The organism is uncultured Abyssibacter sp. (genome assembly GCF_964000955.1).
Taxonomy (GTDB): Bacteria; Pseudomonadota; Gammaproteobacteria; order Nevskiales; family OUC007; genus Abyssibacter.
This window is the reverse complement of record NZ_CAXFCL010000369.1, coordinates 1-16,246: the sequence shown is the minus strand read 5'-3', so window position 1 is coordinate 16,246 and position 16,246 is coordinate 1. Positions and strand designations below refer to the sequence as shown.

Annotated in this window: 14 protein-coding genes; 2 read left to right on the top strand and 12 right to left on the bottom strand. The window is 67.9% G+C overall.

Annotation, left to right across the window (positions count from 1 at the left end):
• The 11 genes from ABNS06_RS18045 to ABNS06_RS17995 all read right to left on the bottom strand — a co-directional run.
• Positions 1 to 383: ABC transporter ATP-binding protein (locus tag ABNS06_RS18045; protein WP_348675999.1), on the bottom strand; the 383-nt coding region annotated here is incomplete at its 3' end.
• On the bottom strand, positions 359 to 1,309 hold the full coding sequence (locus tag ABNS06_RS18040) for a biotin/lipoyl-binding protein (protein WP_348675998.1): 951 nt from the start codon (positions 1,307 to 1,309) through the stop codon (positions 359 to 361). The genes ABNS06_RS18040 and ABNS06_RS18045, both read right to left, overlap by 25 nt.
• Positions 1,299 to 1,955, bottom strand: a complete 657-nt coding sequence (locus ABNS06_RS18035) for a TetR/AcrR family transcriptional regulator (RefSeq protein ID WP_348675997.1) — start codon at positions 1,953 to 1,955, stop codon at positions 1,299 to 1,301. The genes ABNS06_RS18040 and ABNS06_RS18035 overlap by 11 nt, the downstream gene beginning before the upstream one ends.
• Before the next feature lie 77 nt (positions 1,956 to 2,032).
• Positions 2,033 to 3,727, bottom strand: coding sequence for a gamma-glutamyltransferase (gene ggt / locus ABNS06_RS18030; RefSeq protein WP_348675996.1), 1,695 nt, complete (start codon positions 3,725 to 3,727; stop codon positions 2,033 to 2,035).
• Between the two features lie 5 nt (positions 3,728 to 3,732).
• Positions 3,733 to 4,230: a pantetheine-phosphate adenylyltransferase gene (gene coaD / locus ABNS06_RS18025; protein ID WP_348675995.1), complete on the bottom strand. Its 498-nt coding sequence runs from the start codon at positions 4,228 to 4,230 to the stop codon at positions 3,733 to 3,735.
• On the bottom strand, positions 4,227 to 4,847 hold the full coding sequence (gene rsmD / locus ABNS06_RS18020; RefSeq protein WP_348675994.1) for a 16S rRNA (guanine(966)-N(2))-methyltransferase RsmD: 621 nt from the start codon (positions 4,845 to 4,847) through the stop codon (positions 4,227 to 4,229). Before rsmD ends, coaD begins: the two co-directional genes overlap by 4 nt.
• Positions 4,825 to 6,273 (bottom strand): metalloprotease TldD, encoded by a 1,449-nt coding sequence (gene tldD / locus ABNS06_RS18015; protein ID WP_348675993.1) that lies wholly within the window; start codon positions 6,271 to 6,273, stop codon positions 4,825 to 4,827. Before tldD ends, rsmD begins: the two co-directional genes overlap by 23 nt.
• Positions 6,270 to 7,100, bottom strand: coding sequence for a carbon-nitrogen hydrolase family protein (locus ABNS06_RS18010; protein ID WP_348675992.1), 831 nt, complete (start codon positions 7,098 to 7,100; stop codon positions 6,270 to 6,272). The genes tldD and ABNS06_RS18010 overlap by 4 nt, the downstream gene beginning before the upstream one ends.
• Positions 7,100 to 10,888, bottom strand: coding sequence for a YhdP family protein (locus tag ABNS06_RS18005; RefSeq protein WP_348675991.1), 3,789 nt, complete (start codon positions 10,886 to 10,888; stop codon positions 7,100 to 7,102). Before ABNS06_RS18005 ends, ABNS06_RS18010 begins: the two co-directional genes overlap by 1 nt.
• Before the next feature lie 56 nt (positions 10,889 to 10,944).
• Complete coding sequence (gene rng / locus ABNS06_RS18000; protein WP_348675990.1) at positions 10,945 to 12,405, bottom strand: ribonuclease G; 1,461 nt, start codon at positions 12,403 to 12,405, stop codon at positions 10,945 to 10,947.
• Complete coding sequence (locus tag ABNS06_RS17995) at positions 12,402 to 13,007, bottom strand: Maf family protein (protein WP_348675989.1); 606 nt, start codon at positions 13,005 to 13,007, stop codon at positions 12,402 to 12,404. The genes rng and ABNS06_RS17995 overlap by 4 nt, the downstream gene beginning before the upstream one ends.
• Positions 13,008 to 13,141: 134 nt before the next feature.
• Here ABNS06_RS17995 and ABNS06_RS17990 point away from each other — a divergent pair, with 134 nt between their 5' ends.
• Complete coding sequence (locus ABNS06_RS17990; protein WP_348675988.1) at positions 13,142 to 15,580, top strand: Ig-like domain-containing protein; 2,439 nt, start codon at positions 13,142 to 13,144, stop codon at positions 15,578 to 15,580.
• 4 nt (positions 15,581 to 15,584) lie between these two features.
• Positions 15,585 to 16,082, top strand: coding sequence for a GNAT family N-acetyltransferase (locus tag ABNS06_RS17985; RefSeq protein ID WP_348675987.1), 498 nt, complete (start codon positions 15,585 to 15,587; stop codon positions 16,080 to 16,082).
• Here ABNS06_RS17985 and ABNS06_RS17980 read toward each other — a convergent pair.
• Positions 16,057 to 16,246 (bottom strand): 23S rRNA (pseudouridine(1915)-N(3))-methyltransferase RlmH (locus tag ABNS06_RS17980; protein WP_348675986.1); only part of this gene is annotated, 190 nt, incomplete at its 5' end. The genes ABNS06_RS17985 and ABNS06_RS17980 overlap by 26 nt on opposite strands.

Sequence of the window (16,246 nt, the reverse complement as noted above, 5' to 3'; positions counted from 1 at the left end):
GCCGCGTGTCCGGGCAAGCCGTACAGGCTGGCGACGAAACCCAGGTTCTCCCGCGTGCTGAGATCGCGGTAAAGGGAAAACATCTGCGTCATGTAGCCGATCTGCCGTTTCAGCGCTTCCGCCTGACCCGGAATCTGGAGCCCCAGCACCTCGATCTCGCCCTGGGTGGGCAGCAGCAAGCCGCAGAGCATCCGGATGGTTGTCGACTTGCCGCAACCGTTGGGCCCGAGAAAACCGTAAACCTCGCCGGCGCCCACGGTCAGGTCCAGGCCGTCCACCGCCAGCGTGTCACCGAAACGGCGTGTCAGCCCCCGGGTGCGGATCACCGTCTCGCGGGAGGGCGCGCGCGTCCGGGCGGCTACGGTGTCAGCGTCGCCCGACATGGCAACCCGGCGGGAAGGTTCTGCAATCCGTCGCCCTGCAACACCAGTTCCGCGGCGTAACTCAGCCGGCTGGCGTCCTCGCCCTGCAACGCGAAATACGGGGTGAATGCAGGCTCGGACCGGACCGATCGCACGGTGGCGCGCACCGGCGACGACCGGCCATCGATCATCACCTCCAGAGACGTTCCGGGCGTGACTCGCAGGCGCTCGGGTTCCGGTACATAGATGCGGCAGAACGGCGCGGCGCCGGACAGCAGCGTGACCAGCGGCTCACCGCTGCGCGCGCGATCGCCGACGCGATGGGGAATGGCGTCCACCCGGCCGCTCACCGGCGCCACGGCATCGACCCGCTCACGATTGGTTCGGGCCAGTTGCAACGCCGCCGCCGCGCCATCACGCTCGGCCATGGCCTGCTCCAGCTGCTCGGGACGGGTGCCATTGAGCAGTTCCGACAAGCCCGCCCGCCGGGCCTGAAGACTCGCCCGCGCCTGCTCCAGTCGATTGCCGGCCCGGTCCAGTTCCGCCTGCGCCACCGCCAGGCGTTCACGCAGTTCCGCGATACGTGCGTGCTCCTGTTCGGCGTCGCGCACGCTTGACTCGGCCTGCTCCACATCGGCCCGCGCGGCCTCGATCTCCTCGGCACGAGCGCCGTGACGCAGCTCGGCCAGCCGGGCCTCTGTCCTGGCCAGCTGTGCCTCGGCCTGACGCAGTTCGGCGTCCGCGCGTTGTGCGTCCAGTTGCAGCAGCAGATCACCGGCGGAGACAGTATCCCCGACCTCTACCCGCAACGCGGTCACCGGCTCACTGCGCTCGGCCACCACGTCGACCCGATCCCAGTCCAGCAGGCCGACCATCGGCGCCTCGCCGTTGTCACACCCGGCCAGGCCGCATCCCAGCGCCAGCGGTAGCAGCCAGCTAGCGCGCATGAGCGGGGCTTGTTCCGTGATCGAGCAGATGCGTGACATGGCGAGCCAGACCGTCGGCATCAATGTCCTCGTTTCCGGGCAGGCGTCCCCAGATCGGTCGCGCCGCCAGCGCGAACACGGTCAGGCCGATGATGGACACCGGGACCAGCCGCGGATCGAGTTCCGCGTTGATCTCCCCCGCCGCCTGACCCTGCCGGATGTGCTCGGTGAGCACGCCGATCACCTGCGGCAGAACGGTCGATGTCAGCCTGGGGCGTAGCTGGCCATCCGGCGACAGGACCTCGCGAATCCAGAGCGAGGGCAGCCAGTCGATGGATGCGACGACCCGGATGATGGTCTGCGCGAATGCGAGCACGAGCTCACGGCCGGTCAGCTCCGCGCCCTGCTGCGCCGGAAACCCGGCGACCGGCTGCAACGCGGGAAGAATCCGCTCGCGCCACACGGTATCGACCAGCGACTCCTTGTTGCCGAAATAGTAATGGAGCAGCGCCGGGGTCACGCCCGCCTGACGCGCAATCGCACTCAGCGATGTCCCGCCGATCCCCTGCTGGGCGAACAGCTGCAATGCTCCATCCAGCAACTCACCGCGCTGAACACCTTCGGATTCGGCCGGCCTGCCCGGAGATTTGCGGGTCACATGACTCATGGCGACATAATTAATTGATCTTTTAATTAAATACAAGCGCGACAATGCGGCAGGCGCGATCAACGCCGCATCGGGCTTCAGTCGTCGGGGGTCAGTTCGACGCGCGAGGTACCGATGCCGCGCGGATCCGCGGCGGCGTCCAGGGTTGCCTGCGCCCGGTTCCAGAGCACGGCGTGGAAGTTGCCGTACTCGCGCCCCGCGCTCTTGAGCACGAAACCACGCTCGGTCAGCGTCGCCATTTCCTCGTCGCTGAACGCGCCGGGCTCGTAGTAGACGGCATCGGGCAGGTACTGATGGTGGTAGCGGGGCCGGGACACGATGGTCGTCGCGTCGGAGCCGTCCAGTGTTTCCAGAATGCCCAGCAGCACCATGGTGATGATCCGGCTGCCGCCCGGCGTACCGAGTATCGCCACGCGCTCCGGCGTCTCGACGAAGGTCGGACTCATCGAGGACAGCGGACGCCGCCCCGGCCCGACCGCGTTGGCCGAGGTTCCGATCAGCCCGAAGGCGTTGGGCACGCCCGGCTTGGCGGAAAAGTCATCCATCTCGTCGTTCAGCAGGATGCCCGTGCCCGGCACCATGAATGCCGACCCGAAGGACAGGGTGATCGTCAGCGTCGCGGCGACGCGATTGCCCTCGGCATCGATGATCGAGAAATGCGTGGTGTGCTCGCCCTCCTCGATCAGCGTCTGCGGCGGCACCAGATCGTCACTCTTGCGCGCCTGCTCGAGATCGATCGCGTCGGCGATCTCGCGGGCATAGGCCTCGCTGGTCAGGCGGTCGATGGGCATGTCGACATGGTCGGGATCACCCAGCCACGCGGCCCGATCCCGGTAGGCGGTGCGCAACGCCTCGATCACCAGATGCTTGCGATCCACCGAAGGCTGCTCCATCGCGTCGGTCAGCGACAGCACCCGCATCACCTGCTTGAGCACGACACCGCCGGACGACGGCGGCGAAGCGCTGACCACGCGCACGCCGTTCAACTCGAAGGTGATCGGCGCGCGTTCCCGGACCCGGTAACTCGCCAGATCCTGCAATTGCCAGATCCCGCCCGCCTCGCGCACGCCCCGCACCAGACGCTGGGCCATCGGGCCGGCGTAGAAGCCGTCTCGCCCCTTGGCCGCCAGCAGTTCCAGCATCGCGGCGAGGTCCGGCTGACGGATCAGGCTGCCCGGTTCGGGAAGGCTTCCGCCCGGCAGGAACACCCGGGCAGCGGCTGGCGACCGGGACAGCGTCTGAAAGCGGTAGGCCAAGCGGGCCAGCAGATGCCCATCCACCGGGAAGCCGTCACGCGCCAGGCGGATTGCCGGAGCCAGGGTGCGCGACAACGGCAACCGGCCGTATTTCTCGGCCAGATGCACCAGGGCGGCGGGCTGGCCCGGAATCGCGGCGGCCAGTGGCCCGTCTCGCGACAGCGAGGACACGGCCTCGCCGGCATCGTTCTGGAACATGGTCGCGGTCGCGGCGGATGGCGCTTCCTCGCGGCCGTCGACCATGACATCACGACCGGAGTCGGCCTGATGCAGCAACCAGAACCCGCCGCCGCCCATGCCCGACCCGGTGGGCTCGACGACTGCCAGCGCCGCGGACACCGCAACGGCGGCATCAAAGGCGTTGCCGCCGGCCTCGAGAATTTCGGCACCGGCGGCGGTGGCGGCGGGATGCGCGCTGGACAGGGCGTAACCGGGCGGATGCTCGGCCGCCTGCCCGACAACCGCGACCAGCCAAAGCAGCCCGACCGCGAGGTTCAGCCGGACGGGGTGACGCATGTGGATCATTCCGACCGGCCGTAGTGCGCCTTCAGCGCCTGGGCAATGCCCTCGGGCACGACACCGTCTACGTTGCCACCCAGACGCGCCAGCTCGCGGACCAGGCTGGAGGACAGGTGGGCGAATTCCTTGGACGGCGCGAGCATGACCGTGTCCACCGATTCGGACAGGTAACGGTTCATCACCGCCATCTGCTTTTCGTAGTCGAAATCGGACACGCTGCGCACGCCCCGGACCAGCACGGTCACACCGTAGTCGGTGGCGAAATCCACGACCAGGCCAGTGAAGCCGACCACATCGACGTTGGGCAGCCCCCGCAACGCCTCGCGCGCCAGTGACACACGCTGGTCCAGCGAGAACACCGGTCCCTTGGGCAGGTTCTCGCCCACCGCCACGATCAGCTTGGGGAACATCGCCGCCGCGCGGTGGATGATGTCGGTGTGGCCGTAGGTCATCGGATCGAATGTCCCGCTGTAGGCCGCGATCACGCCGTCGCCAGTCATGGCGTCTCCTTGAGGCTGTCGGTCATGGGCTGAAACTCCAGCAGATGATAACGAACCTGCCCCGCCTGCCCGTCCCGGAGCACCTGCCAGCCGGGCGCGAGCTCGGTGGTATCACGCCGATCGCGCTCGACGTAGACCCGATGCCCCGGCACCAGCCGGTCCGCAACGGCGTCCAGGGCCGGCGCAAGCAGGCCCGCTTCGAACGGCGGATCGAGAAACACGATGTCGAAATCGCCGGGGCAGCGCGCCAGTGCCTCGGGCGCCCGGGCGCTGACCACCGTCCCGCGCTCCGCCCCGCCGAGTTGCGCCAGCTGCGACTGCAGGCCCGCGGCGAGACGCGCATCGGCTTCGACGAAGCTGCAATGAGCCGCGCCACGGGACAGGGCCTCCAGGCCCAGCACGCCGGTGCCCGCGAACAGATCCAGGCAGCGCGCGCCGGGCAGTCGCAGCGCCAGCCAGTTGAACAGCGTCTCGCGAATCCGGTCGCCGGTGGGCCGCAATCCCGGCGCGTCCGGTACCGTGATCTGACGCCGACGCCAGTCGCCGCCGATGATCCGGATCTGGTGACTCCGGGCCGGGCCGGCGCGACCGCGTCTACCCGGCTTGCGTGCCGCCAACGGTCAGCTCGTCCACCTTGATCGTCGGCTGGCCGACACCGACGGGCAGCGACTGGCCATCCTTGCCGCAGACGCCGATACCGCCATCCAGTTCCAGATCGTTGCCGATCATCGACAGGCGCGTGAGGGTATCCGGCCCGTTGCCGATCAGTGTCGCGCCCTTGATGGGCGCCGTGACCTTGCCGTTCTCGATGAGGTAGGCCTCGGAGGTCGTGAAGGTGAAATTGCCCGAGGTGATATCCACCTGCCCGCCGTCGAAGTTCACGGCGTAGATACCACGCTCCACCGAGGCGATGATCTCGGCCGGATCGGCCTGCCCGGCCAGCATGAAGGTGTTGGTCATCCGCGGCATGGGCAGATGCGCGTAGCTTTCGCGGCGCCCATTGCCGGTGGTCGGCACCTTCATCAGCCGCGCGTTCTGCTTGTCCTGCATGTAGCCGCGCAGCACGCCGTCCTCGATCAGCACGTTGCGTCCGGACGGCGTTCCCTCGTCATCGATGCTGAGCGAACCGCGGCGGTCGGCGATGGTGCCGTCATCGACCACGGTGACGCCCTTCGCGGCGACCTGCTCGCCGACGCGACCGCTGTAGGTCGAACTGCCCTTGCGGTTGAAATCGCCTTCCAGACCGTGACCCACCGCCTCGTGCAGCAGCACGCCCGGCCAACCCGGGCCGAGTACGACGGGCATGGCACCGGCCGGTGCGGGCCGGGCTGCCAGCTTGACCAGCGCGATGCGCACGGCTTCGCGGGCCAGCGCCTCGATGCGGTCACCCGCCTCCAGGGTGTCGTAGCCAAACCGGCCGCCACCGCCGGCATGCGCACGCTCGCGCCGCCCGTCCTGCTCCACCGTGACCTGGATGCTGAAGCGCACCAGCGGGCGAATGTCGGCGGCCAGCGTGCCGTCGGACGCGGCGACGAGGATTTCCTCATGCACGCCGACCACGTTGGCGATGACCTGGATCACCCGCGAATCGGCGGCGCGGGCGGCCTTGTCGGCCCGCTCCAGCATCGCCAGCTTGTCCGCGGTCGGCAGCGAGGTCAGCGGATCGATCCGACCATAACGCGCCGGCACCGGCGGCTGATCGCTCTTGTTGGCCTGCATCACTCCGCCCGTGCGCGCAATCGCGCCGGCGGCGGACGAGGCGGCTTCCAGCGCCGGCAGATGCAGCTCGTCGGAATAGGCGAAACCGGCCTTCTCGCCGGACAGCGCCCGCGCGCCCATGCCCTGCTCCAGATCGAAGCTGCCACTGCGAACAATGCCGTCCTCGATCATCCAGGATTCGGATCGGCAACGCTGAAAATAAAGATCCGCGTAGTCCACCCCGGGACGCATCATCGCGCCCAGCAGGGTGTCGAGATCATGGTCGCGCAGCCCGGTCGGCTCCAGCAGCGCGCCGCGGGCCTGTTCGATCAGTTCAGTACTCATGCATCCTCAATGCGGCCGATGCGCCGGTGGGTCAAGACCGGGAACCGTGTTCTCGTCTGCCGTTGCAGTTCCAGATCCAGATCGGCCAGCACGAAACCCGGCATGGTTTCGGCGGCCGCCAGCGTCCGTCCCCAGGGGTCGATGATCTTCGAATGGCCCCAGGTCTGGTGGCCACGCGGGTGCACGCCGGTCTGATTGGGGCCGATAATGAACGCGAGATTTTCCACCGCGCGAGCCCGCAACAGCAGGTCCCAGTGCGCCCGGCCTGTCTGCGCGGTGAACGCCGACGGCGCGACCAGCACCTGCGCGCCCTGGTCGACCAGCAGCCGGTAGAGCTCCGGGAACCGCAGGTCATAGCAGATGGACAGCCCGACGCAGACATCGTCGACCTGCACGCAGCGCACCTCGCTGCCGGCGACGAAATCATCGGACTCGCGGTACTGCCGCCGCGCCTCGCCCGGCACTTCGACGTCGAACAGGTGAATCTTGTCGTAGCGGGCGACGACCTTGCCATCGGGGTTGAAGACCAGCAGCGCCGGGGCGACCCGCTCGGATTCGCCCGGCACCTTCAGCGGAATCGTCCCGCCGATCAGCCAGATCCGGTTCTTGCGCGCCAGGTCCGCCAGCGCGGTCTGGATGGGCCCTTCGCCCTCGACCTCCGCCGCATGCACCCGGCTCTCCTGCGTACTGGGCATCAGGGCGACGTTTTCCGGCAGCACGATCATGCGCGCCCCGGCGTCGGCGGCCGGCGTCACCAGTTCACCCAGCTTGCGCAGATTGGCCCGCACGTCCGGACCGGAATTCATCTGAATGGCAGCAACTCGCATTATGATCGTGGTCCTTTTTCTGCGGGCGACGGCGCAGTCTCGACGCCCCTGCGGGTAATGACCGGGTCGTCCCAGGTCCCACCCAGGTGGTAGGTCAGCTGAGTCGCCTGATTCAGCGGGCGGTCCAGCAGTTCCTGCGCAATCATCAGGATCGCACCCATCGCCGGTCCTCCGAACAACGCCCCGGCAAGGGTGACACCCGAGGATATGTCCGGATACACGGTGATGACCTGATCATACGTTCTGTCGGTCAATCCGACCGCCCCCCGGACGTCGATGGTCAGCGACGGCGCGGACACCGCGAAATCCTCCGTCTGCGCCCGCCCACCACTGATGCGGAAGTGCCCGTCGATGCCGTCGAAGGTGAGCCCGGTTTCGGTCATGTCGCGAAAATCCAGCAACAGGCGCCTGGGCAGAGCATAGAACGAGAACAGCCCGAGCACCCGCCCGGCACCCGGGTCGACGGCCGCCAGCGCACCGTCGCGAAAACTGACATCCAGTGCGCCGGTGGCGGTTTCCAGATGCAGGCCCTCCGGCGAATCGGGCCATCCCAGGTTCAGCACGATGCGGGCCGACTCGGCGCGCACATTGGGCACGAAACCAGCCGCGAACATCACCTTGTCGATGCGCGGCGTCTCCAGCACGCCGTTGAGCCCGGCCCGCGTGACGTCATCCGGTCGCGCGGCGTAACCGCCCATTTCCAGATCGAGCTCACCGCCTTCCAGCCGCAGGGTCTCCAGTGAAATCCCGGATGGACGCGGCTCCGCCTTGAAGGTGAGCCGTCCGGCGTCGAGATCGGCGACCTGCAAATGGGCGATCTCGACATCGATCGCCGGCCAGCGCTGCGGAACCTCCATGGGCTCCCCATCGCTGTCGGGGCCGTCCATCTTCGCCAGTCGCTCCGTGTACAGATGATCCAGCCGCGCCTCCCAGCGACCGCGACCCGCGGCCTCCCAGCGCAGCGTGCCTTCGGCCGCGCCCGCCAGCGAGAACTCGGCGCCCTGCCCGTCCAGCTGGCCGCGAATGGACTGCTGGCCCAGGCGCAGCGGGCCGGCCGCCAGTCGCCCGGCGGTGAGATCCACCGTGACGGAGGCCTCCGCCCCCTCCTGCTGACTCGCCAGCCCGCCCAGCCAGGCCGCCCACTCCGTGACATCCACCTCCGGCGCCGTCCCTGTGACCACGACGCCGTTATCAGGAATGCCCGGCTGGCCGCCGCCGCCGAACCCCAGCCCGGCGGCCGCGAGCCAGCGGCCTTCCTCGCTGCGCACCTGCGCGACCAGACGGTCGGCGAGGTCCACGCGCGTGATCCGCGGCCATTCGGCGTGGATTGGCAGTTCCAGGCGCAGCGGCAGCTTGGTCTCGGGGTCGGGCTTGTTCAGCGGCGCCGGCAGCGTGGAGACGGCGTTGACCAGATCCGATGTCACCGTCAGCGATTGTGGTAACTCGCGCCCCAGTATCAGTTCCGCATGCAGGCTGGCGTGGCCGTCTAGGCGCCGCCGCAGTGCCTCCGGAAGCAGGCGCGCCCAGGGATCATCCGTGGTATCGAAGCGCACGGGTGTTTGCAGCGACAGCTGCGTCGTCGGTCCCTCCGGATGCTGCACGGTCGATAGCTCCACACGCACGGGCGCTTCGCGGAACACGCCCTTCAATCCGGTTGAGGTGAGACCGTCGTTGCCGAAACCGATCGTGCCCTGCACATCTCGGAACACATCGGGCATCTCGCTGGACTGCAACTCGATGCCGGTCAAGGTGACGGTGCCGTCAAACCGCGTGGCCTGAATGTCCTTCAACGGGATTTCCAGCGCCAGATCAAGATGACCGAAGCCACGTGGTTCCAGTACCCGGTCCAGATAGCCCACCTGCCCGGACAACGGTGAATTGGAGAGGAACGACAGCATCCGGTCCAGCGACCCGTTCGCCCCGCCTTCGGCGACCAGCACCGCGTCGCGGAAATCGTCGAGGGTCACCGTCGCCGGCGTCAGCGCAACACCCAGGATGCGCCCCGAGACCGCATCCACGCTCAGCGATTCACCGTCGATGACCAGCCGGGCGACGGCGTCGTCGATGGTCGGCCAACCCTTGCCGATGCTGAGCGTGCCCGGATTGATATTCAGCTCCAGCCGGAACGTCCCGCCACCGTCCCGGAACGGGAACTCGTCGACCGCACCGACCAGACGCAGCCGCCCGCTGCCCACCCGGCCCTGCACGACGCCCTGCTCCAGCCAGGCCCGCAGGTTCGGATGCCACTGCCGCGGGATCAGCGGCTTGAGCGCGGTCGCATCCTCGCTGGACAGCGCGAGTTCCACGTCCAGCTCCGGCGCCTCGCCACCCAGCACAAGTTCCACCGAACCGTTCGCGCGGGCGGCGTGACCGGCGGCGGACAAACCGGTGAGGCGCGTCCGCCAGCGCTCGCCTTCCCGCTGCCACTGCACGGACGAGGCAAGCTGATCCAGCTCGACCGGATGCGCCAACGTGGCGGGCAGTTCGATCGTGACATCTTCGCTGTCCAGCTCCAGCGCACCGCGATCCTGGGTCAGGCTCAGCACACCCGACAGACCCCGCACCGCGGGCTGCTCGCCTTCGGCGATCAGGCCGGCCCCCTTCAGCCTGGCGGTCAGCGACAGCTCGGGCGGACCGTCGGCGACCGAATCCGACCACTCCGCCTCCGCCAGCAGATCACTGACATCCCCGGTCACCCGATGCATCAATCCGGACGGATCCACCCCGGCCAACCACGGCAGCAGGCTCTCCAGCCGCAGGTGGGTGGCCTGAACGGCCAGCCAGCGCCGCGCGTCGGACGCCTGCCTCTCGACCACCACGCGATCCGCGGTCCAGTCCGCACCGTCCCGGCCCATCTGGAGATCGCGCACGACCAGACGCTGCTGAGCGGCGTCGAGCGTCGCGCCGAATTCCGCGCGCAGATGATCCATCGCGCCGGGCCCACTGACCTGACGCAGACGGTCGGCGCGCACCTGCCCGTCCAGCACCACCGACTCGCCCCGCGCCCAGGAAAACTGCGTGGACAGCTCCAGCGGATCGCCAATCAGACCGATCGGCGTGGGCAACCAGGCGTCCATCCACGGACCCGGCTCCAGCGCGTCGATGCGGGCGCGGCCGCCCACACCCAGCAGCGTGCCGTCCGCGGAGCGGGAGAGCCGCATCGTCGCCTGCGCGCGCCCCCCTCCCAGATGCGAGGTGCCAGACAGGTCGATATCCAGATCGGTGCCGATGCGATCGATGTCCATGTCCACATCGCGGAACCACAGGGGCGGGCGGTCACGAAACTGGTCGTGCCAGAGCAGGCTGGCATCCGACATCCGCACATTGGCGAGCCCGGCCAGCTGCTCGCTGACCAGTGTGCTCCCGCCTTCGCCGGAAACATTGACGCCCCGAATCCGCACGGTGCCCTCGATATCCCGCACGATCTCGACGACGGCACCGACCACGTTGATCGCGACCGGCATGATCCGCCCGCGGACCAGATCCGACAGGGTGAAGCCAAGCTCCAGCTCGGCGACTTCCAGGGCCGGCGTCATCGGGCTCACGCCCTGTAGCGCGACATCGGAAAACTTCAGCGTCGGGCGCAGCCCCCGCCAGGTCAGGTCCATGCCACCGATGTCCACGGGGCGGTTCATCACCCCGGCGACCCAGTCCTCGATGTCCTGCTTGTAGCTGGGCGCGGCAAGCACGGCGAGCCGGAACACGCCCACGACCAGCGCCGCGAGCACGAGGCCGCCGGCAACCGTGGTGACGGTCCAGGTCCAGAGCCGGCGTCGGCTACGCTGCATTCAGGTCGTGCTCCATCGGCTCCAAAGGGGGCGAGGCAACTTGCGGACCCGCGTTCCTAGACGAGCACCACATCGAACTGTTCCCGGGTGTAGACGGCATCGGCCTGCAAACGCACAGGAAGGCTGACCGCGTCCTCGAGTTCGGCCAGCGCGGTCGACTGCTCTTCCAGCAGTCGGCTGATGACGTCGCTGGACGCCATCACGAGCATTTCCTTGGCCTCGAACTGGCGGGCACTGCGCATGATCTCGCGGAAGATCTCGTGGCAGACGGTTTCCACGGTCTTCACCGAGCCACGCCCACCACAGGTCGGACAAACGTCACACAAGATATGTTCCAGCGACTCGCGCGTGCGCTTGCGGGTCATCTCCACCAGCCCGAGCGGGGAGACACCGGAAATCGCGTTACGCGCCGGGTCACGCGCCATCGACCGCTCCAGCACGCGCAACACCTGCTTACGGTGCTCTTCGTCCTGCATGTCGATGAAGTCGACGATGATGATGCCGCCAAGATTGCGCAGCCGGAGCTGCCGGGCCAGCGACTGCGCGGCCTCCAGATTGGTCTTGAAGATCGTCTCTTCCAGATTGCGATGGCCGACGAAGGAGCCGGTGTTCACGTCCACCGTGGTCATCGCCTCGGTCTGATCGATGATCAGGTAGCCGCCGGACTTGAGCATCACCTTGCGGTCCAGCGCCCGGTTGATCTCGTCCTCAACGCTGTAGAGATCGAAGATCGGTCCCTCACCGTCGTGGAGCTCGATGCGGTCGGAGGCCTCCGGAATGAAGCGCCGGGCGAAGCGCACCACGCGCTCGTAACTCTCCGATGAATCGATGCGCACCCGATCCACGTCGGTGCCAAGCAGGTCACGCAGGATTCGCATGACCATGGGCAGGTCGCCGTACACCATCGCCGCCTTTGGCGCGTCCTTGGCGCTGCGACGGATCGAGTCCCACAGCTTGATCAGGAACTGCACGTCCGCGCGCAGCGCCTCCTCGCTGGCGCCCTCGCCCGCGGTGCGAACAATGAACCCCGTGGTGACTCCTTCCTGCTCAATCACCGATTCCAGCGTGCGCTTGAGGCGGGCGCGTTCCTCGTCATCCTCGATGCGTGCGGAAATGCCGACATGACAGGAATACGGCAGCAACACCAGATAGCGGGACGGAATGCTCAGCTGGGTGGTGAGACGCGCCCCCTTGGTGCCCAGCGGGTCCTTGACCACCTGCACCAGCACTTCCTGGCCCTCGTGGACCAGTTCCTGGATCGCCGGCTCCTCTCCAACCGGCAGTTCGCCGTTGGGCAGGATGTCGTGGGCGTGCAGAAAAGCCGTGCGTTCGAGACCGACATCGACAAAGGCCGCCTGCATGCCCGGCAACACCCGACGCACGACGCCCTTGTACAGATTGCCGACCACGCTGTAGCGCGACTCGCGCTGCACGAAAACCTCCTGCACCAGCCCGCTCTCGACCAGCGCGACGCGGGTCTCCTGCGTGGTCACGTTGACCAGAATCTCCGTGCTCATGCGCATGCCGCCCCGATGCCGACCGAGCCGAGCAGTTCGCGGGTTTCCGCCATCGGCAGCCCGACCACGCCGGTGTAGCTGCCCTCGATGCGACGGACCCAGTCGCCGGCCCGCCCCTGGATCGCGTAGGCGCCCGCCTTGCCCTGCGGCTCGCCGGAGGCCCAGTAGGCGGCGATGTCATCATCGCTCCAGGGATCCATGTACACGGTCGTCGCCGTGCCCAGGCTGATCAGGCCACCCGCGTGCACCAGCGCGACGCCGGACAGCACCCGATGCGCGCGGCCGGAGACGGCTCGCAGCATCCGGCGGGCATCGGCCTCGTCAGCCGGCTTGCCCAGCACCTCGCCGTCGACCTCCACCAGCGTGTCCGCGGCCAGCACCGGACCGTCGACCACCGCGGCCACGGCCGCGGCTTTGCGCTCGGCCAGCGCAACGACCAGCACATCCGGATCATCGATATCGGCGGTCTCGTCGATGTCGGCGGGGCGGACGACGAAACGATAGCCGGCCCGGGACAACAGCTCCCGGCGGCGGGGCGAGGCGGACGCGAGATGAAAATCGACATGCGCCGGATCGACGCCGTCGGAGGGTATTCTGCTCATGCCGGGAATTATCGCATGGCATCGTAAGCCCTCAGAGCGAAGAGAATGGCCGCTCCGATCGGGTGAGTCATACTGATCGCTCGCGCGCCATTCGGAACACGGCGTCGCCGCACTGCGCTGATGGGGAGCACACAATGAGAAACATCCCGGACCTGGCCGCCCGGACACGACTGCTGATTCCAGCGATCTTGCTGGCACTGACGGCATGCGGCCAATCGGCCACACCGCCCGGCGGTGACGGGCCACGCACCGTCGACGACCTGTTCACGGTCACGGAGAACTCCTCCGACAATGTCCTGGACGTGCTGGCCAATGACGGCGGCGATGATCTGGTGCTCGACAGCGCACCCGAATTCACCACCGCGGGCGGCACGCTTGAGCGCCAGGCCGACGACACGCTGCTGTACACCCCGCCGACGGATTACACCGGCGCGGACCGATTCCAGTACGCCGCCCGCGATGCCGATGGCGCGACGGCATCGGCCACGGCGGAAATCGTCGTTCAGGCGGACGCACCGCCACCGGTGGAGGTCGCCTGCGACGACCGCGACCCCCGGCTGGCCGCCGGCCTCGGCTACTGCTTCGATGCCTACTTCGAGACCCTGCACGACGGTACGCGGATCGACATGACCGTTTACGTGCCGCACCCGGATGCGCTGGGCAGCATTGCCTGCCCGGGCGCGGCCACGGCCGCCGACTGCGGCCTGTTCGATGTCGAAGCCGGCGAGCTGGGCCACGCCCCGCTGGTGGTCCACAGCCACGGCTTCGGTGGTGCGAAGAATCCGGACTTCTCGGTGGAACCGGCGCATTTCGTCGACAACCAGGCCGCGCTGGCCGCCTGGAACGCGGGCTACTTCGTCATCTCCTTCTCGCAGCGCGGCTTCGGTCAGTCCGGCGGGCAGATCGGGCTGATGAGCCGCGAGCTGGAAGGGCTGGACCACAACGAGCTGCTGGACTGGGCGATCAAGCCCCTTCGCGGCGAATCGTCCGCCGGTGCCGGCGACTCGATCTACGCATTCGAGTTCGACGCCGCCAATCCGGAGCACATCAGCAGCGCCGCCGTGGACGACGCCAGACCGTCGCTGCTGATGAACGACCAGCGCACGCGACTCGCCCCGGCCGGTGACGGCGAAGCCGCGGACCCGGCCGTGGGCATGCTCGGCTACAGTTATGGCGGCGGCTGGCAGTACACCGCATCGACCACCGATACCCTGGAAACCGCCGGCCGTCCACCGCGCGAGCGCTTCGACGCACTCATTCCCGAAGGCACCTGGAACGATCTGCGGTATTCGCTGCACGCCAACGACGTGCCCAAGGGTTACTGGATCACCCTGCTGTTCGGCTTCGCCGTCGAGGGCGGGACACTGTCCAACGGACAGCCGACACCGGCGCTGATCAACCAGGCGTTCGTCGAAGCCATGGTGCTGAACCGCACCAGCGCGGACATCCAGAACACCCTTGGGCGCAATGGCGTGTCCGACTACTGCGACGCCACCACCGGCGTGCCGACCACGGCCGACGTGTTTCACATCCAGGGCGTGCGCGACACGCTGTTCGACTTCAACGAGGCCTATGACGACGCGAGCTGCTTCGCGCGCTCGGGCAACGACGTCCGCTTTCTGCTGGTCTCCGGTGGCCATCCGCTCACCGTGACCCAGCAGCCGCCCTACACCGGCCAGCGCACATCGATGGACATCGACGAGATCGTCCACTGCGAGCTGGCGGTGGACGCCGACGGCGATGGTGACATCGGCCAGGAGCGCCTGGCGGTGTCCGAGCTGATGTTCGCCTGGTTCGAGGACAAGCTGCGCGGCGACACCGGCGCGGCCGATGTCATCCCCGTCGTGTGCATGACCCAACCCAACACCGATCCCGACGACACGCTGGTCGATGACCGCTACCACCCCGCCGGACAAAGCGCGGCCGCCTTCCGCTATCTCAAGGAAGGCCTGAGCCTGGCGAGCATGGACGACATTCGCGTCGGTGCCTCATCGCCCTCCGGTCGCGCGCCCGCCTATGTCTGCGACGGTGGCGATTCGGCAACCTGTGATCTGGGTTCGGTGAACCTGATTCTGGGCGGGGCCGCCGACCTCAACGCCGAGGTGTTCGTGCCGGTTTACACCGTGCCGGACAGCGAATCCCGGGTCATGGCCGGACTGCCGACCGCGCGGCTGCAACTGAACTCGCTGGCCGTCGACCCGATCGTGTTCGTGGGCATGGGGCTGGAGCGCGATGGCGAACTGGTCACGCTGCACGACCAGATCACCGCGATTCGCAACACCACGACCTTCCCCTGGGCCGACAGCATGGGCGTGGTCAACGAGCATGATTCGGGCACGACGCCCTACTTCTACGGCTGCTCACCGGACGCCGAAATACTTTGCGAACGCGGCCGCCTGTCCGGCGTGTCGATCCGGCTGCTGCCGGGCGACCGGGTCGGGCCGATCTTCTCCTCGGCGGATATCCAGTATCCGCGCACGATCAATCTGCCCGGCACCGTGACCATCACCGGAGACGTCGAGCTGCCGATCGAGGCGCCAAGTCCGCTGCCGCCCGGCAACAATCCAGGCTGAGCCGATGGACAGGCCCACGCCGGTGCTGGAGTTTCGCGGCGACACGCTGGACGATCCGGCGGTGCGGGCGTTGCTCCGTGAGCACCTGCTCACGGCAGCCAGTCTGTCGCCGCCCGAAAGCGTGCATGCACTGGATGACAGCGGACTGCGCGGTCCGGGCGTGCGCTTCTGGAGCGTCTGGTGCAACGACGCCCTGGTCGGCATGTGCGCGCTGAAAGCGCTGACGCCGGCACACGGCGAGATCAAATCGATGCGCACCGCGGCGGCCTGGCTGCGCCGGGGCGTCGGTGACGCAATGATGCGCCACCTGCTGGCGCAGGCACGCGGGATGGGTTTGGAGCGACTAAGCCTGGAAACCGGTTCCGCCGAGCCCTATGCGCCGGCGCGGCGGCTTTACGCCCGCCACGGATTCGCGTTCTGCGATCCGTTCGAGCCCTATGTGGAGGACCCGCACAGCCGGTTCATGACCCGGCTGCTCAACGATGGTAGGGATGCCCGCTGACGATGCTCCAGGCGCGGTAGACCTGTTCGGCGACCACCACGCGGACCAGCGCATGGGGCAAGGTCATCTTCGCCAGCGCCCAGATCGCATCGGCGCGCTGCGTCACCCGCTCGTCCAGACCGTCGGGCCCGCCGATGATGAAGGCGACATCGCCGCCGCCATGC